A 23,448-nucleotide genomic window follows, 5' to 3' on the forward strand; every position below is an offset into this window, starting at 1 on the left:
CAAAATTGATTGTTATTTGTACTGTGAACACAAGTAACCGCAATCACCTAATGTAATTAATAAAGAGAGGTATTATCGGGCCTATGGTATGGGCTTTCTTGACTGGCCAGGTGTGCACGGAAGGAAAGTCCATTTAAGTGGTCTGGCAATGCCTTTTTGTTTTCTAAATATTCTATTGCAATACATAGTGATATGTGGTATTCTATTTATATAGTATCTAATCTAAAAATAATAATATTTAATAGTAATATGTGGCAACCATATCGGAACTATATATGAAATCTAATGGCAATTCGCCAATATAATTCCAATATTTAAAATTTTAGTGCGAATAACTGACTATGGTGGATAAATGATAACCAATGAAAAGGAGGTTTAATGAAGTATCAGAGAGTAACCACACATCTTGCAGAAACAATGTCAAAGCTTGATGTAGATAAAGCAATGAGAGACGACTATGCTAAATGTATATTGGCAGACCCGCAGATATTAGCCAATATAGTAAAAGTAATAGTGCCAGAATTCAGGGAATACAGCATAAAAGACATAATTCCCTGCATAGGAGAGACAATAGTATCACTTACAGTTCCGGAAAAGCTGTGCATTAAAATTGAAAGTGACGGAACCGAAGACGTAGATATAGAAGATGGAAAAATTATTTACGACATAAGATTTCCATTGTATTATAATAATAGAACAATTAAAATACTTGTAAATGTAGAGGCACAGAAAAGCATTTCATATACAAAGCTTGGTTATCATATTGAATCAAGAATGGTGTATTATATGGCAAGACTAGTGTCTTCACAGAAAAATGTAGAATTCATAAAATCAAACTATGATGACATCAAAGATGTATACAGCATATGGATATGTATGGATACAGAAGCCGATGAAGACTCTATAATAGAACTAGGCTTGCAGCCAAGAGTAATCTATGGCAATACAAGCTGGCTTCCACAGCGAAGCATAATGAATGGAGCGGTTATAAGAATAAGAAGCAGGGCAGATGTCGAAGAATCAAAAAATAAGCTTATAGCAATGCTGGAAGTATTATTTTCTTGCAGGGCAAGACAGGATAAGATGAACCGGTTAGAAGAATACGGACTTGAGATGACAACAGAATTAGAAGGGTGTGTGAATGATATGTGTAATATAAGTGATTTGCTGGTAGAAGAAAGCGAGGAACGCGGAGAAAGACGAGGAATGGAACGTGGAATGGCACGAGGGGAGAAACAGGCGCGTCTTGACAGCATAAGAACATTAATGAGAAAGTTGAATCAGACAGCAGAAGAGGCAATGGATACGCTGGATATAGAGGAAAAAGATAGGGAGGAATATCGAAAGATATTAAATAAGCAGAAGTAGAGTATTATAACACAGACAGGAGAGAAGATTTGTTAATTAGTGAAAAAATATATAAGTATATGGAACAGAAAGGTATGACACAGAAAGAATTCTCACAGTGCACGGGGATTTCACAAAGCACAATAAGTGATTGGAGAAGAAAAAAGACCAATCCGTCAGCAGATAAAATCTTAAAAATATGCGAGGTGCTAAATATTACACCATACGAGCTGCTTTCAGAGAGCTGGATTAAAGGTGATAAAAATCGTAAGGAAAGTATGGACTACACAATTGTATTGAACAAAGATGAAGAATTGTTACTTAGGGGATTTAGAAATCTTAAGAACAAGCAAAAGGAAAGATTACTTGGATATCTGGAAGCTTTGCAGGAAAGTGATAATTAGAATAATATAGGAAAAACGTATGTTGATATATTGACATACGTTTTATTATGTAATATATATCGTATATACGATACTGAAAGGAGAAATGCAAGATGGCAGATATAAGTATAATAGCAAGAAGACTTAAGAATGGAAATGTGGAATATGGCTGGAGCGGTAATGGTGGATATTATAGTTCAGTAGGAATTCGTTTGTTAGCCTGGTATGATAACCCAGCAGATGTTGATTATCTTTTCGGATTGGGACAGACAAGATTAATAGGTAAAAAAGGTAGCGAAAATGGAGGGTTTCCTGCATATTTGACACACTCACCTATAGGAAAAGAGTTTTGGATTGGAGAAACTGAGCAGGATATATTTAATGAAATAATGACGGATTATACATATTTTTATGATTTAGATAACGAATGGTATTATATTACGAGAGGACCATTTCAGATTAAAATTCCATTAGGATTGATAAATAATAACCTTGATGAAAATAATGATGAATTTAAATATATTTTAACAGTAGGGGATAAAGTGCTTAGGTATATAATGGAAGAATATAGAGTTACACATCCAGAGTTTAATGATTTTATTATAAATGAAGGTTATGATTGGAAAACAGTTGTAGAAGATATTATTGAAGATGATAAATTATTGATTATGAATTTATACAGTAAATATAAGGCAATATATCAGTATTTTGATGATTGGATTGTTATAAAAACTGATGAGAATTACGAGGACATTACTGAAATTATTGCAAAGAAAAAAGAAAAGCATCATATTGAAACTAATGTGTGGTAATTAAATTGTTAATATCAGGATTACGGTTGTACCGGTATACAATTAAAATTTAAGAGGTTTTTCATACAATCTTCATTAATTTTGTACAAAATATCTAAAATGTAATTATATATTTCGCTGAAAATATAAAAAATGTCCAAAATAAAGTTGATTTTTATACACGAAAATGAGATACTTAGAGAAACGTTCGTTAAGGTGAGCCTGACGAATACAACGGCTAAGCCGTAATATTATAAGGAGGTATGTTATGAAGAAGAACAGAAAAAGACTTATGGCAGCATTTATGGCAGTTCTTATGGTGTTGACATTAGTCCCAACATGGCTGTTGGGTGGTATATTTGCTACAACAGCTAAGGCAGATGATGATGTGACATTAGGCTACACATTTAAAGAAGCTGATCTTAGTAAAGATAAATCATCATCGTCAGCAGAAATAAAAGATGGAGATGGTATAGTTTATGAAGTGACAGCTGTTAAAGGAAAAGGGGAAGAATTTTCAATAGCAGGAAATACTTTAAAGCTTAAGGGTGTTAAATCACAGGCAAATGGAGATGTTCCTACTGAAGATTATGGATATGTCAAAATATCTGTAAAAAAAGACTGTACAAAGATAAGTATAGATTATTATATAGAAAGTACAGGTGATTATGCAAATTGCGTAAAAGTCAGTAAAGATGGAACAGTGACTGTAATTGCAAGTAATAAAGCTGTAACAAATAAAGTGTTAGCAAATGAAGAAATTACAGATGTTAAAGCCGGTGATGTAATATATTTATATGCTAATAAAGCTAAAAGATTAAAAATAACTGGTGAAGATGCAATTAAAGTAACAGGTGCTTTTAAATATATTGCAGCACCAGATGCAACAAAGTCAGTTGTAACTGCGACAAATAGTGCAGAAGATGCAACAAAGGTAACAGTTGATGTAAAGGATTTAGCTGTTAATGAAAAAGGGCCAGATGTATATTATTTATTACAGAGAGCTAAGGTTGCATATGGTTCAGATGCTACTCCAGATTGGACTAAGGCAGAAGAAGTAAGCACATATACAGGTAAGGAAACATCATTTACATATGAAGATACATTAAGCAAGTCTGGTACATATTATTACAGAGTTGTTGGTAAAGGTGTAGCTGCTAATGATTCAGAAGGTACAGCAACAACAGCAGGTGTATCATATGAAGCTGATGTTAAGGTTAGTGTAACAGGTGATGTTAATAAGTTAACTGCAACATGGGCAGATATCGAGACAGCAACATCTTATAATGTATATGTTTATAAGAATACAGAGGCGTGTCCAAGCACACCAACAAAGACTATTTCAACAGAAGAGATAGCAGCATTTAAAGAAGCTAAGACAGATATATCTTATACAGCAGAAGGACTTACAGCAGGTGTTAAGTATAATGTAAAGGTAGATGCTGTAAGAGAAGCAGGTGTAAAGAGTGGTGAAGTAGTTACAGTAAGAGTATTAGAGGACATTGATACATCTAAGGCTATTACAGGTATGAAGCTTGTTAATCAGGAGTCAACACTTCCTGTAACAGTAATTAGAGATAAGAGTGAAATTACAGCATTCCAGCCAGCAACAACTGGTGGCGTTTCATCAAAAGGTTTTGCTAATACATCATATGTTATATTAAATGACCAGATTGCAGCAGATAAAGATTTTACACTTACAGCAGATGTAACAGTAAAGGCTAATCCGGCATCATCAGGAAGTGGTGTGTATGTTGGTGCATTTACAGACATTGAAAAAGCTGCAGCTAAGCTTTATGCGGTTGGATTTAGAGGAGCTAATAGCGGTGTTTATGATATGGTATACTATAGAAATAAAGCTGATAATAGCTACTCTGGCGGTAAGTATAATAGTACTGTTAATGCTTATACACTTGATACAACATATTCTGTAACAGTAACAAGAGAAAATGGCAGTTATACTACAGCAGTAAAATCAGCAGATGGTAAGGTCGATTTAAAGAGCGTTAGTGAAGAACCATCAGCAGACCTTAAGGGTGCTGTTAATGTAGGTTTTGCTATAATAGGAACTACAGCAGTTGTTAATAACTTAAAGGTAGTATCTGGTTCTGATACATTAATTGATGCTTCTACATTTGAAGGTTCGTTCTCACCATTTAGTAACAATTGGGATTCGTATGAAGGAACATCAGTTACAGAAGCAGTAAATGATAATGAAAATGGTAAAGTTAAGGTAACAGTTGCAGGTGAAATTGGTACATATGGTGCTGGTTCAATAGATGTTAATATGTACAATGAAGCTGGTGAACTTAAGGATACAAAGACAGTAACAGCTTGGAACACAACTTCTAATACAGTTGAATTCGAGCCAGAGGCAAGTGGAACATATTATTTTGAAGCAGTTGCTAAGAGAACAGGTGTTGCGAAGACATATGCATCAAGCAAGTATAAGTCAGAGGGATATATGCTTCCTCTTAAGGCAGCTGTATTACAGTTAAGAACAGCTGAACAGAGTAAGATTGAAGTCACATGGGATGCAGTTCCAGAAGCTACAGCTTATAAGGTTGAGTACAAAAAAGAAGGTGCAGCTGAATTTACATTCTTAGAAGAAACAACTAACCTTTCAGCAAAGACACCATCATTAACAGTAGGCGATGTTTATATATTCAGAGTAACTGCTGTTAGAAGTGTAGATGGACAGACAAAAATGTCTAACGAAGCACAGTTAAAGGTTGCAGAGCATGAACAGTTTACATGGAAGTTCTCTGCATTTGGACAGGGTGTTTCAGTAAGCAATGACAATCTTTCAGATAAAGATAAATCAAAGAATGGCTACTCAGGTGGCGTTAATACAGATGAAGGTATAGTAAATGTATGGTCGCTTGATAGTAAGGGTAAGTTAGTACCAGCTTCTACAGATGGTGTTGCATTCTACTATGCTACAATACCAACTAATAAGAACTTTACACTTACAGCAACAGCTAAGGTTAATAACTGGAAGTATACTAATGGACAGGAAGGTTTCGGCCTTATGGCTGCGGATGCAGTAGGCAATAATGGAGATTCATCAGTATTCTGGAATAACTCATATATGGCATCAGTTACAAAGGTAGAATACTATAGTAATGTTGATGAAGAGACAGGTGAAGCTACAGTAAGTAAGACTTCTGGCGAAAAGATATCTATGAAACTTGGTATTGGTTCACAGGAAAAGATTGGTGTTAATAAGAATAATCTTAGCAAGTTATTAGATAATGACTCAGATACAGTTAATAATGAATTTAAGACAACAATGTCAACACTTGAAACTTCTAAGTTAGGTTCTGCAGCAGGAACATTTAACCTTATTGGAAACTATTCTAATACAGATGCAACATTTGAAGGAACAACAGTAGAAAATCCAATAACAGAAGTTAAGTTAACAATTCAGAAGAATAATACAGGTTACTTTGTAAGCTATACAGATGCTGAAGGTAACACAACAACAAAGAAGTATTACGATACAGAAGCATTAAGCCAGATTGATTCTGATAATGTTTATGTAGGTATGTTCGCTTCAAGAACATTTGATGTTACATATAGTGATATTTCACTTACAACAATTGATCCAGCAGACGATGCTCCAGCAGAAGAAAGACCTGTTGAATATAAGGATATTCAGGTGAGTGTTACATCTTCTTCAACAGCTAGTTCAGAAGATTATACATTTAAGGGAATGTCTAATGCTGATGGACACGTTGTAGTAACAAAGGGTGATGATGTTATAGGGGAAACAGATGTTACAGCTAATGAATCATTTACAATTGATACAAAGCTTGTAGCAGGTGATAATAAGTTCGTTGCAACATTTACACCAGATGAAAACTTTAAGTTCGGTGAATATGAGCTTCCAACATCATATGATCCAATTGAAGTTTCAAAGACAGTAACATATGCTTACTTTACAGGAGATCTTATATATGTAAGTGCAGATGCTACTAAAGCAGTTGATGAAGCAAAAGCTAATGAAACATATTCAGCAAAGGCTCAGATTAACTCAGGTAAAGGAACTAAAGATAATCCAATTGATATTTACAATGCGGTAGCATATGCAAGACCAGGTCAGAAGATTCTTCTTCTTGATGGAGATTATAAGGTAGCTAATAATTTATTAATACCATTTGGTATTGATGGTACAGATGAGAAGCCTATATATCTTATGTCAGAGTCATCAGATTCAAGAGTTGTTCTTGATTTTGAAGGAACTACAGGAGAAGGTATTACACTTTGTGGTAATTATTGGTATATTCAGAATGTAGATGTTACTAATTCAGCGAATGGTAAAGATGGTATTCACGTATGTGGTAGTCACAATGTACTTGATACTGTTAATACATATAAGAATGGTAACACAGGTATTCAGATTAGTAGATATTCATCAGCTCAGGATAAGGCTGATTGGCCAGCATATAATACAATTAAGAATTGTACATCTCATAATAATGCAGATGCTGGTTATGAAGATGCTGATGGATTTGCAGCTAAGTTAACAATCGGTAAGGGAAATGTATTCGTTGGTTGTATTGCACATCATAATGCAGATGATGGTTGGGATTTCTTCGCTAAGGTTGAAACAGGAAATATTCCATCTGTAGTAATTATGAATTGTGTAGCATATGGCAATGGTTATATTGAGAGCGAAAATGGTTTAATCGATGCAGGTAATGGTAATGGATTTAAGATAGGTGGTTCAAGCCTTCCAGGAAGCCACGTTATTATTAACAGTGTAGCATTTGATAATAAGGCAAAAGGTATTGATAGTAACTCTTGTCCAGATAATGTAGTTGTTGGTTGTACATCATTCAACAATGAAAACAGCAATGTAGCATTATATACTAATGATGCTAAGAATACTAATTATAGAACAAATGGTATAATTTCATACAGAAATGCTTATGTTAAGGTTGCTGATAATTTAAAGGCTAGAGGAACTCAGGATACAGCTAAATTATACGATGCTACAGATTACTATTGGTTATCAGCATCAGGTGATGCTAAAGAAGCAAGTACATTATTAACAGATGCTAATTTTGTAACTCTTAATACAAATGATGTTAAGGTAACAAGAAACGCTAATGGCACAATAAATATGAATGGTTTGGGAATGTTAACAGCAGATACTAGAAAAGCTCTTGGTGTTGGTATTGGAGCAGATAGTCTTGATAAAGCACCACAGCTTACATCAGAAGGATATGCATTAGTAATTGATGCATTAGGATATGATGAAGCGAACAGAGTTTTAGGTTTATCATTAGAATCAGCATTTATCCTTAGAGATGGTGCAGAAGGTGCGTTAACAGGAGATTCTAATAATATTGCAGTAATGGTTGTGCTTCTTTTAGCAAGTATGGCTGTAGCAGGAGGTGCTATAGTATATAGTAAGAAAAGAAAAGTTGTAAGCAAGTAATTATTGTAGATTATTTCTTATAACACATCTTAAAAAGATATGTTTCTAAAACCTAATATATAGTAACAAAAACTGCCACTTTATGATTAACATAAAGTGGCAGTTTTATTTTTTTATAGATTTTTTGATTCTTATGTGATAAAATTTAGTCTGAAAAAGTGAATTGAAACTATAATAAAAGAGGTGTTATGCGATGAGTGAAGTTTCAACAATGGAAAGAGTAATTCGTTCTGATGTATCAATGGAAGAATGTAAGAAGATAGAGAAGGTTCTTAGAAAGAACAATATTTCATATTTTGAAAGATGGAAGTTACATACAGGACTTCTTAGATTTCTTAATAATGATAAGAATGCCAAATGTGATATTTTAGTTCATATGGATTCCTTTGAGAGAGCTAAAGCGCTGCTTGCGGCAGGAGGCGTTATGGACGAATCAGTCAGTGAACATAAGGATTCAAAGAACTCTAAGAATAAATAATTGTTAAGAATAAATGATTGATAGTAATAAGTAATTGTGAATAATAAATAATTGATAATAATAAATAATTATTTATGAATGATTGAACGAGAACAGAATACATACAGGTCAGGAATGGAGAATACTATATAATGAGAAAGAGCATAGTGAAAAATGCTTTAAAGAAGAAATCAGCTGTTATTATAGCTGTCATTATAAGTGTGTTGTTTGTATCGGGGTGTGGGAAATCATCAGGTGTAAGCAATAATGATATATTAGATACAAGCGAGGTTTCAACACAGGAAGAAACAACAGTTGATACACACCCATTTGACATAACAATGACATTTACAGGTGATATTAACATTGCGGAGGGTGAGCCGACAACTAAAGAACTTGATAAGAATAACGGAGATATTACTAAATGTATATCGCCAGAGCTTATAAAGTATATGAAAGATGCAGATATTACATTGGTTAATAATGAATTCTGCTACAGTGACAGAGGTGCACCTCTTGCTAATAAAATGTGGACATTCAGAGCTGGTCCAGAGAGAGCAAAGGTGCTTAATGCACTTGGAGTAGATGTTGCACAGCTTGCTAATAATCATGTATATGATTATGGACAGGAGGCAATGTATGATACATTTTCTGCTTTAGAAGCAGTTGGGATTCCGTATGTTGGAGCTGGAAGAACGCTTGAAGAAGCAATGAAACCATATTATACAGAAGTTGACGGAAAGAAGATAGCTATCGTGGCAGCTTCAAGAGCTGAAAAGTATAAGATGACACCACAGGCTACAGATACTACGCCGGGAATACTCAGATGTTATGATACAGAGTTATTTGTCCAGACAATTAAAGAGGCCAGAGCTAATGCAGATTATGTAGTTGCTGTTGTCCACTGGGGTACTGAGCATACAACTGTGCTTGAGGACGTTCAGAGGTCTAGTGCAAGGGAATATATAGATGCAGGAGCAGATGTTATCATCGGCGGTCACAGCCATTGCCTTCAGGGTATAGAGTATTATGAGGATAAGCCTATATTCTATAGTCTTGGTAATTTCTGGTTCGATGAATATAATGTTGATACAATGCTCGTTAATATCAGAATAAGCGGCAATGATGATGGTGATAAAATTGATGTATCAGTAGTGCCAGCTGTTCAGGACGGCACATTACAGGGCTGTGTGACACGTATATGCACACAGGAAGAAGATAAAAGCAGAATATTCAGCCTTCTTAATAAGGTGAGTATTAATGCAAATGTGGCAGATGACGGAACGGTTACGCAGGTTAAGTAAGTGTGGTGGCATAACGGACGGTATATGGCTTAGGTGGCGGCTGGTATCAGGGGCTTACGCCAGAATATTTAATTGGATATTGTTATAAAACAGATTGCAAAGAAAATCGCGGTTATTATCAAAAGTCAGGTACTTTGAGCACGCCGGTACTTAGGTGCTGTATTTTAGCACCTTAGTATCCGCTACGTGCGAGAGTAGCGAGAGCGTGCCTGACGTTGATGATAACCGCGATTTTATTTACTGTCGTCTGTTAGTTATTACTGTTATTTAGCTAAAGCATTTATTAGTGTCATATATTGAATGACTATCGTGAAGCAATGTGTATTAGTCTGTAGTATCTTTAAGCGACTGCATATATTCATGCATAGATTCTGCAACAATCTTACTATGTGCCACAGCCTCTACAACAGTTCTTGCCCCATTAACGACATCACCAGATGCGAATATTCCCGGGCGTGATGTATGACCTGTTTCGTCAGCTTCAAGAAGACCACGTTTATTGGCATTTAAGCCTTTAGTGCTGTTGACAAGTCTTGTCATTGGTCCCTGGCTTATTGAGATAATAACGCTGTCTGATTCATATAATGTGTCGCTTCCATCTACATCAGTGAATGAGCCATCTTCATTTTCTATTACATCTCTGAATATTACGCCGTTATCTTTAATCTCAACTGGTCGTTTGTTATATTCAAATTCAACACCTTCAAGAGTGGCGTAGCTGAATTCGTACTGGCTGGCAGCTACTTCTTTAGTGATAGAGAAGCAGGTTAGCCTGCGGACACCTTTTCTTATCGCTGTTCTTGCAACGTCCATAGCAGCATTACCAGCACCGATTACGATTACACGTTCTCCAAGCTTATAGCTGTCGGGGTTGTTAAGATAGTTAATTCCAAAGTGGACATTTCCAAATGTCTCGCCCTTTATGTGAAGTGTGTTAGGATTCCATACGCCAGTTCCTACGAATATAGACTTATAACCATCACGGAATAAATCTTCAATAGTTATTGCACTTCCTATAAGAGTATTAGGACGTACCTTGATACCCTTTAATTCAAGATGGCGGTATTCGATATCGTCAAGAACTGATTTGGGAAGACGAAATTCAGGAATACCATATCTTAAGACACCGCCAATTTTGTCCTTGCCCTCAAATATAGTTACCTGATAGCCATATCTTGCCAGGATAATAGCGATTGTAATTCCAGCAGGACCTGAACCGATAATAGCTACACGCATACCATTAGATGGCTTAGGACCTTCTGTCATTTTGTTAGCATATGTAGTTGAGATATAATTCTCTATTGTTGAAAAATGTACAGGTGCTCCCTTACGTCCAAGAACACAATGCCCCTCGCATTGGTTTTCGTGGTTACAGACAAGACTGCATACAGTTGTAAGAGGATTATTTTCAAAAAGCATTTTACCTGCTTCATCAAGCTTGTTCTCTTTGAGTAACTTAATTGCCAGTGGAATGTTGGTGCTTATAGGGCAGCCTTTCTGACACTGTGGAACTTTGCATTGAAGACAACGATTGGCTTCATCCATAACATGTAATGCCATATATACCTGCTTTCTGCGCTAGTGCGCCATATAATAATAACCAGAATATATAGTCAGCAGGAAATGTTAGTGCCAACTAATATTCTGGTTATATTCTAGCATATGTGATTGCTTATTAAAAGAATAGATAATCTTTTCACAATTATTTGAAGATATTTCTGAATAATCTAACCAATATTGATTGTGAAGGTGCTAATGTGACTATAGTATCTGTGGTATTTAACATTCGTAGTACATACACGGCGATAAATAGCACCGCAGATAATATAAAGATACAATTCAACAGGCGGCTTAACCTGACGGAAGGCTTAATACGTCTGGTATTAACTATATATACGATAACACTTATTAATAGCACTGGAAGTGTAAGGACAAGAGGGTGATAATTAAGTGCAGCGTGTGTATCACCGTGAAGAATTGCAAGCACAGCTCTCGTCATACCGCAGGCTGGGCAGGAAATGCCTGTTATGAATTTAATAGGACAGCCAATATGGGTAAAATAGAGTAGTATAATAATAAGGAAGAAACAGGCTGATAATTTGAAAATGTTCCAGTAAGAAGATGTTCTGATGTTATGCCAGCGTATTGATGATTTAACAGGGTGTGAGCCGGCAGTTGTATTGTGCTGTGGGTTCAATGAATGTTTCATATTCTTAATAAAATCCTTAATATTAATAAAATTCTTAATATAATAAGTTACATTGTTAGAAATTATAATTGCCAATTATAGGTGCAAGTTAATTAATAAATATATAACAAATAGTGAAAAATATTACATATACACCTTGATAATAACGATAAGTTATATATTTTAATAAATTTTTAATTTTTGTGCATTTTACTCTATACAATTGTATTTTTAATGTATTTTCTTCTTATTATATAACATAATGGTATGTGTGCATACATTTTTTATATATGTTATAAATGATAAAACATAAAGAATTCTATGTAAAATATTAAAAAATAAATAAATGACCGATGGTCAGTATTGCTTGATATTCCTTAATTGTACTAACTTTTATACATAATAAATGCTGTATCATAAAGTCAGATAATACATATATTTTTATGTAATATTAGAAAATTATCATATCCATAATTAATTGAGATAACAAGTTAATGTACTAATATACATACATAGATTTGTATAATATGTTAAGATTAAAAAGTTAAGATTGTTAAAAATTAATTTATTTGCTTTACATTTCCATAAAATGGGTATAAACTTCGCAGTGAGAAAAAGAAAGGATAAGGAGATGGTTTTTTGAATGATTTAGCACAGAATCTTATTGAAGAGCTTCAATGTGAGACCGTCTTTACGATTCCTATTTTGGGTGGAATACCAGTATCTGAGGCAGTTGTGGTCACATGGATCATTATGGCAGTCCTGGTTGTAGTTTCATTTATACTGACCCGAAATCTTAAGGTGGATCATATAAGTAAAAGACAGGCTGTTGCGGAAAGCATAGTTACAGGTCTTATGAAGATGGTTCAAGGAATGGTTGGCGAGAAGGGTAAGGCTTATGTGCCGTATCTTACAACAGTTATGTTATATATTGGTGTTTCCAATATTATCGGACTGTTTGGATTTAAGTCCCCAACAAAGGACTTAAGAGTAACGGTAGCACTGGCACTTATGAGTATTATTCTTATTGAAGCTGCTGGTATCTATCACAAGGGTGTTAAGCGTTGGTTACACGGCTTTGTTGAGCCAGTTGCAATCGTAACACCAATTAACATTCTCGAAGTAGTTACAAAGCCACTTTCACTTTGTATGCGACTTTTCGGTAATGTATTAGGAGCTTTCGTTATTATGGAGCTTCTGAAAATGATACTTCCGGTAGGACTTCCGGTTGTGTTCAGTCTGTACTTCGATATATTTGATGGTTTACTTCAGGCATACGTATTTGTATTCCTTACATCATTATATATTGATGAGATTACAGAATAATTAATTAAGAAAGCTTGTTGTGTAGGCAGATAGCCTATATATGAGTATATGTTAAGAAAAAGGAGATAAGATTATGAGTGGAACAATTATAGCTATTGGCGCAGGTATCGCCGTATTAGGTTCATTTGGTGCAGGTATTGGTATTGGTATAGCAACTGGTAGAGCTTCAGAAGCTGTTGCAAGACAGCCAGAGGCAGAAGGTAAGATTACAAAGACACTTATTCTTGGTAGTGCGTTGGCAGAGGCTACTGCTATTTACGGTTTCGTTATCGCCCTTATGATTATCGTTATGCTTGCTTAAGCATAATAAAAGCCTGCTTTGGCAGACAAATATAAAGATAACAAGAAAAGATTAAAGGAAAGGCAGGGAATAAGATGCTCCAGTTAGATGTTTGGAATGTTTTATTTACAGTTATTAACCTTTTAATTCTCTTTGTGCTTATGAGAATATTCTTATATAAGCCAGTTCAGAAGATTATTGCAGCAAGACAGGCAGAGGCCGATAAGCAGTTTGACGAGGCTGCGGCTAAGCAGAGCGAAGCAGAAGAACTTAAGACTAAGTATGAAGCAGTTTTAAGTGATGCTGAAAATGAGAAGAAAAAGGTTGTTGCTGAGGCGAGAAAGACTGCTGATGAAGAATATCAGCGTATCGTAACAGATGCACACAAGACAGCTTCACAGATTAAAGATGACGCCGAGGCTGAGGCAATAAGCCAGAAAGAACAGATATTAAAGAAAGCAGAAAAAGAAATTGCAGATATGGTTGTAGATGCAGCAGCTAAGGTTGTCGGAAGCAATAGTGCCGATACTAATGCAGCACTTTATGACACATTTTTGAATAAAGCAGGTGATAAATAGTGATACAGACAGCAATTGATTATGCAAAAGAATTACATAAAGCTGGAATGACACACGAAGAATTATCTTCGGTGAAAGATATATTTGATGTTGTACCACAGGTTAAGGAAGAACTTAATGATCCTACGGTATCACTTGAAAAGAAGCATCTTGTGATTCAGAAAGTATTTTCTAAAAATGTAAGAAACTTCTTACAGCTTTTATGTGATAATAATGATGTTAATTTATTTGAAGAAGTATATAAAGCTTTAACAGAACTTGAAAAGACACCAGAACAGAAGGAAAGTTCAGCAGTCCTTACATATGTTGAAGCGCCATCTGATGAGCAGCTTGCAGGTATTAAGAAGTTCATTGAGAAAGAATTCCATAATCCTGATATTAAGCTTGAGATGGTTAAAGATCCATCTCTTAAGAGTGGATTTGTATTAAAGGTTGGCTCTAAAGAGTATGACTGGAGTGAGAAAGCACGTATTGACCAGTTAAAGAGCAGTATTGCCAAGGCGGTTGGCACAGGCTCGGCTACAGCAAGTGAGAAAGGTATTCTTTCAATCCTTGAAGCTAATATCGAAGATTTCCAGCTTGAAGTTAAGGATAAAGAGATTGGTGTAGTTAACTGGGTTGGTGATGGTATTGCCAATGTTGATGGAATTGACCACGCTTTTTATGGTGAAATCGTTATATTCGACAGCGGTGTAAAAGGTATGGTTCAGGATGTCAGACGTGATGAAGTCGGCGTTATTCTTTTTGGTAGTGATATTGAAGTTAAAGAGGGCAGTAAGGTTGTCCGTACAGGAAAGATGGCTGGTGTTCCAGTTGGTGAAGGTTTCCTTGGAAGAATTGTTGATGCACTTGGTTCACCTATTGATGACAAGGGTGATATCCAGGCAGATGGCTACAGACCAGTAGAGTGTGAAGCACCTGGTATTACAGAGCGTAAGTCAGTATCAGTACCTATGGAGACTGGACTTCTTTCTATTGATTCAATGTTCCCTATAGGACGTGGACAAAGAGAGCTTATTATTGGTGACCGTCAGACAGGTAAGACAGCTATCGCAACAGATACAATTATTAACCAGAAGGGTAAAGGCGTTATCTGTATATATGTCGCTATTGGACAGAAAGCTTCTACAATAGCCAAGCTTGTTAATACATTAAAGACAGCAGGTGCTATGGATTATACAACTATTGTATCAGCTACAGCAGCAGATCCAGCACCATTACAGTATATTGCCCCATATGCAGGTACAGCTATGGCTGAATACTTTATGCACAATGGCAAAGATGTACTTATTATATATGATGATCTTTCAAAGCACGCGGTTGCATATAGAGCAATATCACTTCTGCTTGAGCGTTCACCAGGACGTGAAGCTTACCCAGGTGATGTATTCTATCTTCATTCAAGACTTCTTGAAAGATCAAGCCGTCTTTCACCAGAAGCAGGTGGTGGTTCAATAACAGCACTTCCTATTATAGAGACACAGGCAGGCGACCTTTCAGCATATATACCAACCAATGTAATATCTATTACAGATGGTCAGATATTCCTTGAAAGTGAGTTATTCTTCTCAGGCCAAAGACCAGCCGTTAACGTAGGTCTTTCTGTATCCCGTGTTGGTGGTGCAGCACAGACTAAGGCTATGAAGAAGGCAGCAGGAAGTATACGTATTGATCTGGCACAGTACAGAGAGATGGAAGTGTTCACACAGTTCTCATCAGATCTTGATGAAAGTACTAAGAATCAGTTACAGCACGGACGTGCACTTATGGAACTTCTTAAACAGCCGGTTAGCCACCCATTCAGTATGGCTGAACAGGTTATTATATTAGTTTCAGCTAATGCACATATTTTTAGTGATGTTGAACTTGCGGATATTAAGACATTTAGAAAAGAAATGCTTACATTCTTTAAAGAACAACATTCAGATATTATTAATACAATTGAGTCCACTAAAGATCTCACAGATGAGACTAAGGAAGCAATTATAGAGGCTGCTAAGGAATTTAAGAATAAGTAATATTAATAAAAATGTGTGGAAATGGAGGATAAGCTATGGCGAATACTAAAGAAATTCAAAGCAGAATAAATAGTATTCATGATACAATGAAAATCACCAAAGCTATGTATATGATGTCCTCAGTTAAACTTAGAAAAGCCAGACAGAAGCTTGAGGATACAGAGCCTTACTTCTATGGATTGCAGGATCAGATAAAGAGTATTTTGTATCATTTTCCTACTATGCAGCATCTTTTCTTTGATAATAGAAATAGTGATATGCACGAGCAGATAAAGAAAAAAGCATTTATCGTCATAAGTGGTGATAAAGGAATGGCTGGTGCATATAACCATAATGTATTAAAGGAAGCCAAGAGATTGTGCGATGAGTCACAGGAATACAAGATATTTGCAATAGGAGAAACTGGCAGACAGTATTTTACTTCACTTGGTTATAATGTTGAGGAGTCATTCAGATTTTCAGCTAATAATCCATCAGTTCACAGAGCCAGAGTTATAACAGAAGACATAGTTGAGCGTTATAAAGAGGAAGAAATGGACGAGGTGTATATTGTGTATACACGAATGGAACGAGGAATGAAAGAAGAGGTCGAGGTTGAACAGTTACTTCCTCTTAAGACCAATCAGTTCATTAAGGAAGAGTTAGTTGATAATGTAAAAAAGGGTAAAAGTAATGGTACTCTTGAAGATTTTGAAGGCTCAGATGATTATTTTGTAATATATCCGTCACCAAAGGTTGTTCTTAATGATCTTGCATACAATTATGTAACAGGATTCATATATGGAGCACTTGTTGAGGGCTTTGCGACAGAAGAAAATGCACGAATGGTTGCTATGCAGGCAGCTACAGATAATGCAGAAGCTATGCTTAAGGAATTATCAATTGAGTATAACAGACTTCGTCAGGCAGCTATAACACAGGAGATTACTGAGGTTATAGGTGGTGCTAAGGCTCTTAAGAAGAAAAAGATGAAGAAAGCAAAGGCGGGAAAATAGCCGCAAGATATAGCAGAAAGAGGTGAATTCAGGTGGAAGAGATGAAAGGAAAGATAGTACAGGTTTCAGGACCTGTAGTCGATGTCGAATTTGAGGGCAGTTATCTTCCAGCAATCAAGGATGCACTTTATGTAATACAGGATGGAAAAAAGAAGACAATGGAGGTATCACAGCATATAGGTAATAACGTTGTAAGATGTATTATGCTTGCAGCTAGTGAGGGCCTTTGTAAAGATATGGAGGTAACAGCTACAGGAAGCGGTATATCTGTACCTGTGGGTGAGAAGACTCTGGGAAGACTTTTTAACGTCCTTGGAGATACCCTTGATAATGGAGAAAAATTAGATGAAGAAGAACACTGGTGTATACACAGAAATCCACCAACATTTGCAGAGCAGAGCCCTGTTGTAGAAATGTTACAGACAGGTATCAAGGTTATTGATCTGCTTGCACCATACGCTAAAGGTGGTAAGATTGGTCTTTTCGGTGGTGCTGGTGTTGGTAAGACAGTTCTTATTCAGGAGCTTATCAGAAATATAGCTGCTGAGAGTGGTGGTTATTCAATATTTACAGGTGTAGGAGAGCGAAGCCGTGAAGGTAATGACTTATGGACAGAGATGAAAGAGTCCGGAGTTATTGATAAGACAGCTTTGGTATTTGGTCAGATGAATGAACCACCTGGAGCAAGAATGAGAGTTGCAGAGACAGGTCTTACAATGGCTGAATATTTCAGAGATGTTAAGAAGCAGGATGTGTTGTTATTCATTGATAACATTTTCCGTTTCGTTCAGGCTGGTTCAGAGGTTTCAGCACTTCTTGGACGTATGCCATCAGCCGTTGGTTACCAGCCAACTCTTGCAACTGACTTAGGTGAATTACAGGAGAGAATTGCTTCAACAACAAGAGGTTCTATCACATCAGTTCAGGCTGTATATGTACCAGCCGATGACCTTACTGACCCAGCTCCTGCAACAACATTCTCACATTTGGACGCAACTACAGTTCTTTCAAGAAAGATTGTTGAACAGGGTATATATCCTGCCGTTGACCCACTTGAGTCAACATCAAGAATTCTTGAACCAGATGTTGTTGGTGAGGAACATTACAACGTAGCAAGACGTGTTCAGGAAGTTTTACAGAAGTATAAGGAATTGCAGGATATCATTGCTATCCTTGGTATGGAAGAACTTTCAGAAGATGATAAGCTTACTGTATACAGAGCAAGAAAAATCCAGAGATTCTTATCACAGCCTTTCCATGTAGCTGAGAACTTCACAGGTACACCAGGTAAATACGTTCCAGTTGAAGATACTGTTAAGGGCTTCAAGGCAATACTTGATGGTGAAATGGACGAATATCCAGAAGCTGCATTCTTTAATGTAGGTACTATTGAAGATGTTAAGGCTAAGGCTGAAACATTAAAGTAGCTAAAGCTGGATCTGCTTCACAAGACAGGAAAGCAGACAGCTTTCTATGTCGTAGAAGTGTAGTTTTTGCTTTGTAATAAACAAGGAGGTATGAGTTGAATACATTTTCATTGAAATTAATAGCCTGCGATAAGGTATTCTACGATGGACCTTGTGAAATTCTTATATTTGATGGTTTCGATGGAGAGATGGCTATTATGGCTAATCACGAGCCTATGACCTGTAGTGTTGAAACAGGAGAATTAAGATTCAGAGTTCCAGGAGAAACTGTATGGCAGGAAGCTATAGTTTCGACAGGACTTCTTAAAGTTGAACACAACAAAGTTGATATAATAGTGTATTCGGCTGAAAGACCTGAAGAAATAGATAAGTTCAGAGCTGAGGCGGCGCTTGAAAGAGCGAGGGAACAGCTTGCACAGAAACAGAGCATTATGGAATATCACGTATCGACAGCCTCTATGGCGCGAGCTATGGCACGACTTCGTGGTGTTAAGAACCATGATGTATAGAAAGTTAATATATTATAATATGTACAGGGCTTGCAGGGCAGAAAATGTACCAGCAGGCGGTGTATGTAGATATTAATAAAATGTAAAGACACCATTCATTAGCGTGAAGTTAATGGGTGGTGTTTTTAAATGACTAATATATTAGCTATTATTGACAAAAATTAACTAAATAGCTAATATATTAGCTATGAATAATATATTAGATTTAATGAAAACTCCAAAAGATGTTAATAATGATATTGTAAAGAGAATGAGAGCAAGAAGAAAAGAACAGAAGCTTACGCAGGCAGAGCTTAGCAGGCGTGCAGGTGTAAGTTTAGGTTCTTTAAAAAGATTTGAACAGACGGGAAATATATCACTTGACTCCCTTATTAAGATTGCTTTTGTTCTGAATTGTCAGGAAGATTTTGAAAGTCTTTTTGCTAAAAAAGGATATTCGTCTATTCAGGAGGTTATTGATGGTCAGCGTTAAGAAGCTTGATGTGTGTATTGCTGGTGTTAAGGTGGGCACTTTGGCAGTGACAGATAATTATTTGTGTGCATTTGAGTATAGTGATGAATGGCTTATGAATGGATATTCAATAAGTCCTTTTTCACTGCCATTAGAAAAGAAAGTATTTATTCCTAAATCATATACTCCATTTGATGGACTTTTTGGAATATTTGCAGACAGCCTGCCTGACGGCTGGGGCAGACTTCTGGTTGACAGACTTCTTATGAAAAATAAAATCAATCCATATGAGGTAGACTCAATTAACAGACTTGCCATAGTGGGTAAAAGTGGAATGGGAGCACTTGAGTATTATCCGTAAAATATATATGAAATAGTTGCAAATGATTTAAAAGACTATATAAATCAATCTTACAAATAAGTATTAATTCCTATTGCACAAATATAAATACAATGTTATATTAGTATTAGAAAATATTGTAAAGCGTGAGTTATATACAAATGATAAACTATACTACTGTATATAGTGAATAGGAGGTGCAGCGTATGCCAGTTATACAAAGTCCGGGACAAAGAATTAATAATATGAGAGTTATAGAATTTCCATTATGGCTTAGAATTGTATGCTATATTACAGCGATAATATTTGTATTATGGATACTTCGTTCGGTATATAAGTACATTGTATATCAGAAGCTTATAGCTAAGAGAAAGAATGAAAATGCAGTTCTGATATCCAAAGTCAAAGAAGCATACCGAGAAGTAAAGGCATATAACACATCGTTAGGCTCTAACAGACCAGCACCGGGGTATGGAAGCACATCTAATAAGGGAATAGCTTATAGATTGTACTTTGATGTCAATGGGAAAGATGTTGAACTTGATGTAGATGAGAAGACATTTGATAATATTAAAGAAGGAGATAAAGGAGTACTAGATTATAAAGGCTGTGAGTTTTATTCATTTACAAAAGAATAGGACGGTTATTAATAGAACGGTTATTGAAGAATAGAACTTTCAGGAGATGTTGATGTCATCAATGAAAAGGAGGATTTTTATGGGGAAAGCTAAGAGCGGTAATAGCAATGTTTTAAAGGTTGTATCGATTGTGGCAGCGATAGTAGTGGCAGTCGGCATAATAGCTGTATTTGTAGCACCATTGATACCTGTAAGGAAGGTAGATGAAAGTGCGTACAAGAAGCTGGATAACAACGATGTATATGAGCGTGCATACAATATATATGGCGTACAGATATATAAGGACAGGGATAAGGCACTTGCGCAGTTTAAGGCAGATTATAATGCTGCTTTAGTGTATTTGGACGAAAAGCTTGGTCTGGGTGAGTTTAACACAAGCTATGATATGCTTTCACAGTATGGCGAGAATGGATGGCAGTATACATTTTCAGCTGATGAGAGGAGAGAGCTTGGGGAAGAAAAGGTCAATGAACTTAAGCAGAAGATGGCAGGAATTTCAGCATTTTGTGATATGTATGAGAATACAAACTGGCGTTATTATGTCGGACTGCAATAAGCAAAACTTAAGCTATAGATATTTTAGATGTAAATAGTCTTTTTTTGTTTCTTATAGTCTTTTTTTGTAAGGTATATTGTTATTGAATTAATGACGTGATAAATTATACCTATATAATTAAATATTCGTATTGTTATGAACATAATTTCACACAATATAAAAGCAGAGTAGAATAGATAGACAGGGGTAGATTGTGATGAATATAGCTATATGTGATAATGAGGAGATGTTCGTAAAGAATATAAGTGGGCTTTTAGAAGAATATCTTAATGAGAATAAATTGCAATATAGTATAGATATGTACAGTTCGGGCAGTGAGCTGATTGGTTTAAAAGATAAGATAGTGAATTACGACATAGTATTTCTGGATATTAATATGACGGGAATAGATAATATTAAAGTAGCTGAATGGATAAGAATGTATTCGGATAGAGTTATAATAATATCTATAACCTTAATGTCAGATTATAATATACAGGGTTATAAGTATGATGTGTTCAGATGTGTATTGAAGGATAGTATGGATTTAAAGGGTTCAATCTATGAATGTATGAATGCAGTATTATATAAGCTGAATTACATTAATTCTGATAAGAGAATTATCAGTTGTGACTCTGGCAGTAAAGAGGTTGATGTCAGTAAGATTATCTATATAGAAAGCAGTGGTCATAAAGTTACATATCATATACACGGTAAGGAATTTGGTGATTATGTTGTCAAGAGCAAGCTTGATGACATAGAGAATGAATTAAAGGAATATAAGTATCTTTTAAGGGTACATCAAAGCTATATAGTTAATATGATGTATGTTAATAACATCAGCAGTTATCGTGTGTACCTAAAGAATGGCATAGATTTGGGAGTTCCGAAATCACGATATAAAGAAGTTAAGAAGAGAATACTGGAATTTAAAGAAAATAATTAGCGGTTAAAAGTTTAAGCGAGAATATTACTTGATAATGAAATAGTGGTATTTAATATCAGATATATATTGGTCATTATAGATGACTATATATATCTGATTTTTTTGTGGTTAAATTATTCTAATAAAATGTAATAGTAAATATAGTCGTTTTTTGTCTGCTATAGTCGTTTTTTGCAAATAGGGTTGTATGAAGTAAAATAATGTGATAATTTTGGGACATAGAAGCAATGTGTGTGAGAAACGGAAGATAATAGATTAGTTGAGAGATAATAACAAGACGGAAGATGAGTCGGAAAAGGAGCAGCTTATGAAGAAATTAACATTAATAGCAGATGTATTATTAATAAGTTTATCAGCAGGTTTATTTTTGCCAAATTCTACAATCAATATGGCAAAGTATCAAAGTGATAATAATAAGAGCTTGATAACAGAGAAAGATAATATTACACCAGAGGAAGTTATGGATAATCAGATACCTGATGAGCTTTATGATGTAGGTAACGAAGACCAATGGTATATAAGTCAGGCTGTTCGCAGAGCAGTTGATAAAGAAGAAGCAGATAATAATGCAGAATTATTTAGAAAAGATGATACATCAATAGTAAATTGCAGAGAGATAAAAGACAAAGAAGACAATATATTAAGATACATATATAAATACAGTGATGGTGGATACTGTATTAGCGGCAGTGATATAGGGTACAGGAGTGCATCATATACGCAGCTTAAATATGAATATTATATTCCAACACAATATGGAATTAAGATGAGTGATGAAAGCTGGTATCAGTTAGATGAACTTGATGATTTATCAAAGGAAGATTGTTTGGCAGATGTTAGTAATATTCTTGCAGAATTAGAAATTGAAGTATGCGATGAGCCAGATATATATGTTATAGATGTTGATAGTCAAAAGAAAGTTAAAGCTAAATTACAATTGACAAGTGAATTAGACGATTGGACTAAAGATGATGAATGTTATTGTATGATATTTAAAAGAAAGCTTGATAACCAGACAATGTCAGATGTGGCATTTGATAATATTTTAAAGAGTGGTGTACCAACACAGGTTAAAGTTATATATGGAAAGCAGGGACTTATCTATCTTGATACATCTTATCAATATGATTTTATTACAAAGGAAGATGTTAAGGATAAAGTTATAAGTTATGATACTGCTGTAAATATTGCAATGACAAAGTATGATTATGTGTCAGAACAGAATATTATTCGGGCAGAATTACAATATATACCTCAGGTAACAGGTGGCGATGGCATAGATTACAATACCAGATATGAGATAGCTCCATATTGGGTGATTGTTATTGAAATACCATCTGTTATAGGAGAAAATGCATCAAAGAACGAAATTATATTTGTTAATGCGATAGATAAAACTGTGTATAAGGATACATTTTCAAATGTTATAAGGTGATGTATTAGGGGTGAAATGTTTATACCGTATTGTCATATCTAGTTAGAGGCTAGT

The 23,448-nt window shown here is 35.4% G+C and carries 20 protein-coding genes and 1 pseudogene; 19 read left to right on the forward strand and 2 right to left on the reverse strand.

Annotated features, from left to right (window positions below):
• Positions 1–378: 378 nt before the first annotated feature.
• From WMO42_RS10200 to WMO42_RS10225, 6 genes are all read left to right on the forward strand, one after another.
• On the forward strand, positions 379–1,368 hold the full coding sequence (locus WMO42_RS10200; protein WP_055177443.1) for a hypothetical protein: 990 nt from the start codon (positions 379–381) through the stop codon (positions 1,366–1,368).
• Between the two features lie 29 nt (positions 1,369–1,397).
• The gene (locus WMO42_RS10205; RefSeq protein ID WP_055177448.1) at positions 1,398–1,751 is read left to right on the forward strand and encodes a helix-turn-helix transcriptional regulator; all 354 of its coding nucleotides are present in this window, start codon (positions 1,398–1,400) and stop codon (positions 1,749–1,751) included.
• A 92-nt stretch (positions 1,752–1,843) separates the two neighbouring features.
• Positions 1,844–2,542 (forward strand): hypothetical protein, encoded by a 699-nt coding sequence (locus WMO42_RS10210; protein WP_055177451.1) that lies wholly within the window; start codon positions 1,844–1,846, stop codon positions 2,540–2,542.
• Positions 2,543–2,789: 247 nt separating this feature from the next.
• Complete coding sequence (locus WMO42_RS10215; protein ID WP_349192209.1) at positions 2,790–7,967, forward strand: hypothetical protein; 5,178 nt, start codon at positions 2,790–2,792, stop codon at positions 7,965–7,967.
• A gap of 193 nt (positions 7,968–8,160) precedes the next feature.
• Entirely contained in the window at positions 8,161–8,445 is a 285-nt protein-coding gene (locus tag WMO42_RS10220; protein WP_022502504.1) for a hypothetical protein, read from the forward strand.
• Between the two features lie 131 nt (positions 8,446–8,576).
• Complete coding sequence (locus WMO42_RS10225) at positions 8,577–9,728, forward strand: CapA family protein (protein ID WP_349192211.1); 1,152 nt, start codon at positions 8,577–8,579, stop codon at positions 9,726–9,728.
• Positions 9,729–10,052: 324 nt separating this feature from the next.
• On the opposite strand, the gene WMO42_RS10230 is transcribed toward WMO42_RS10225, so the two are convergent.
• Both WMO42_RS10230 and WMO42_RS10235 read right to left on the reverse strand, forming a co-directional pair.
• Positions 10,053–11,288 carry an NAD(P)-dependent oxidoreductase gene (locus tag WMO42_RS10230; protein WP_022502502.1) on the reverse strand — a complete coding sequence of 412 codons (1,236 nt, stop codon included), beginning with the start codon at positions 11,286–11,288 and terminating at the stop codon, positions 10,053–10,055.
• 142 nt (positions 11,289–11,430) lie between these two features.
• Positions 11,431–11,937: a DUF2752 domain-containing protein gene (locus WMO42_RS10235; protein WP_022502501.1), complete on the reverse strand. Its 507-nt coding sequence runs from the start codon at positions 11,935–11,937 to the stop codon at positions 11,431–11,433.
• Between the two features lie 618 nt (positions 11,938–12,555).
• Between WMO42_RS10235 and WMO42_RS10240 the strand changes: the two genes are divergently transcribed.
• From WMO42_RS10240 to WMO42_RS10300, 13 genes and pseudogenes are all read left to right on the forward strand, one after another.
• Complete coding sequence (locus WMO42_RS10240; RefSeq protein ID WP_022502500.1) at positions 12,556–13,242, forward strand: F0F1 ATP synthase subunit A; 687 nt, start codon at positions 12,556–12,558, stop codon at positions 13,240–13,242.
• A gap of 73 nt (positions 13,243–13,315) precedes the next feature.
• Positions 13,316–13,543 (forward strand): ATP synthase F0 subunit C, encoded by a 228-nt coding sequence (atpE, locus tag WMO42_RS10245; protein ID WP_022502499.1) that lies wholly within the window; start codon positions 13,316–13,318, stop codon positions 13,541–13,543.
• Between the two features lie 74 nt (positions 13,544–13,617).
• On the forward strand, positions 13,618–14,100 hold the full coding sequence (locus tag WMO42_RS10250) for an ATP synthase F0 subunit B (RefSeq protein ID WP_022502498.1): 483 nt from the start codon (positions 13,618–13,620) through the stop codon (positions 14,098–14,100).
• A complete protein-coding gene (gene atpA / locus WMO42_RS10255) occupies positions 14,100–16,118 on the forward strand; it encodes a F0F1 ATP synthase subunit alpha (RefSeq protein ID WP_022502497.1) in 2,019 nt (672 codons plus the stop codon). Before WMO42_RS10250 ends, atpA begins: the two co-directional genes overlap by 1 nt.
• Positions 16,119–16,153: 35 nt before the next feature.
• The gene (gene atpG / locus WMO42_RS10260) at positions 16,154–17,113 is read left to right on the forward strand and encodes an ATP synthase F1 subunit gamma (RefSeq protein ID WP_022502496.1); all 960 of its coding nucleotides are present in this window, start codon (positions 16,154–16,156) and stop codon (positions 17,111–17,113) included.
• Positions 17,114–17,154: 41 nt separating this feature from the next.
• Positions 17,155–18,540 carry a F0F1 ATP synthase subunit beta gene (gene atpD, locus WMO42_RS10265; protein WP_022502495.1) on the forward strand — a complete coding sequence of 462 codons (1,386 nt, stop codon included), beginning with the start codon at positions 17,155–17,157 and terminating at the stop codon, positions 18,538–18,540.
• A gap of 95 nt (positions 18,541–18,635) precedes the next feature.
• A complete protein-coding gene (gene atpC / locus WMO42_RS10270) occupies positions 18,636–19,049 on the forward strand; it encodes an ATP synthase F1 subunit epsilon (protein ID WP_022502494.1) in 414 nt (137 codons plus the stop codon).
• Between the two features lie 187 nt (positions 19,050–19,236).
• A complete protein-coding gene (locus WMO42_RS10275; protein ID WP_022502493.1) occupies positions 19,237–19,521 on the forward strand; it encodes a helix-turn-helix transcriptional regulator in 285 nt (94 codons plus the stop codon).
• A pseudogene (locus WMO42_RS10280) lies at positions 19,508–19,858 on the forward strand (HipA N-terminal domain-containing protein); the annotation flags it as partial. The gene WMO42_RS10275 and the pseudogene WMO42_RS10280, both read left to right, overlap by 14 nt.
• A 188-nt stretch (positions 19,859–20,046) precedes the next feature.
• Positions 20,047–20,478 (forward strand): DUF2500 family protein, encoded by a 432-nt coding sequence (locus tag WMO42_RS10285; RefSeq protein WP_055306963.1) that lies wholly within the window; start codon positions 20,047–20,049, stop codon positions 20,476–20,478.
• A 79-nt stretch (positions 20,479–20,557) separates the two neighbouring features.
• Positions 20,558–21,034, forward strand: a complete 477-nt coding sequence (locus WMO42_RS10290) for a hypothetical protein (protein WP_055306962.1) — start codon at positions 20,558–20,560, stop codon at positions 21,032–21,034.
• Positions 21,035–21,230: 196 nt separating this feature from the next.
• Entirely contained in the window at positions 21,231–21,959 is a 729-nt protein-coding gene (locus WMO42_RS10295; protein WP_055177477.1) for a LytTR family DNA-binding domain-containing protein, read from the forward strand.
• Between the two features lie 307 nt (positions 21,960–22,266).
• Positions 22,267–23,394, forward strand: a complete 1,128-nt coding sequence (locus tag WMO42_RS10300) for a hypothetical protein (RefSeq protein WP_156333771.1) — start codon at positions 22,267–22,269, stop codon at positions 23,392–23,394.
• Positions 23,395–23,448: the final 54 nt, after the last annotated feature.

The sequence above is a fragment of the Lachnospira sp. CLA-JM-H23 genome, assembly GCF_040096425.1.
In the GTDB taxonomy this organism is placed as follows: Bacteria; Bacillota; Clostridia; order Lachnospirales; family Lachnospiraceae; genus Lachnospira; species Lachnospira rogosae.

Coding starts and splice junctions, on each gene's coding strand:
- WMO42_RS10225 (WP_349192211.1), top strand. CDS start 8,577: ATGAGAAAGAGCATAGTGAAAAATGCTTTAAAGAAGAAATCAGCTGTT.
- atpD (WP_022502495.1), top strand. CDS start 17,155: ATGAAAGGAAAGATAGTACAGGTTTCAGGACCTGTAGTCGATGTCGAA.
- WMO42_RS10230 (WP_022502502.1), bottom strand. CDS start 11,288: ATGGCATTACATGTTATGGATGAAGCCAATCGTTGTCTTCAATGCAAA.
- WMO42_RS10235 (WP_022502501.1), bottom strand. CDS start 11,937: ATGAAACATTCATTGAACCCACAGCACAATACAACTGCCGGCTCACAC.
- WMO42_RS10215 (WP_349192209.1), top strand. CDS start 2,790: ATGAAGAAGAACAGAAAAAGACTTATGGCAGCATTTATGGCAGTTCTT.
- WMO42_RS10210 (WP_055177451.1), top strand. CDS start 1,844: ATGGCAGATATAAGTATAATAGCAAGAAGACTTAAGAATGGAAATGTG.
- WMO42_RS10285 (WP_055306963.1), top strand. CDS start 20,047: ATGCCAGTTATACAAAGTCCGGGACAAAGAATTAATAATATGAGAGTT.
- WMO42_RS10220 (WP_022502504.1), top strand. CDS start 8,161: ATGAGTGAAGTTTCAACAATGGAAAGAGTAATTCGTTCTGATGTATCA.
- WMO42_RS10250 (WP_022502498.1), top strand. CDS start 13,618: ATGCTCCAGTTAGATGTTTGGAATGTTTTATTTACAGTTATTAACCTT.
- WMO42_RS10275 (WP_022502493.1), top strand. CDS start 19,237: ATGAATAATATATTAGATTTAATGAAAACTCCAAAAGATGTTAATAAT.
- WMO42_RS10300 (WP_156333771.1), top strand. CDS start 22,267: ATGAAGAAATTAACATTAATAGCAGATGTATTATTAATAAGTTTATCA.
- atpE (WP_022502499.1), top strand. CDS start 13,316: ATGAGTGGAACAATTATAGCTATTGGCGCAGGTATCGCCGTATTAGGT.
- WMO42_RS10290 (WP_055306962.1), top strand. CDS start 20,558: ATGGGGAAAGCTAAGAGCGGTAATAGCAATGTTTTAAAGGTTGTATCG.
- WMO42_RS10200 (WP_055177443.1), top strand. CDS start 379: ATGAAGTATCAGAGAGTAACCACACATCTTGCAGAAACAATGTCAAAG.
- WMO42_RS10295 (WP_055177477.1), top strand. CDS start 21,231: ATGAATATAGCTATATGTGATAATGAGGAGATGTTCGTAAAGAATATA.
- atpG (WP_022502496.1), top strand. CDS start 16,154: ATGGCGAATACTAAAGAAATTCAAAGCAGAATAAATAGTATTCATGAT.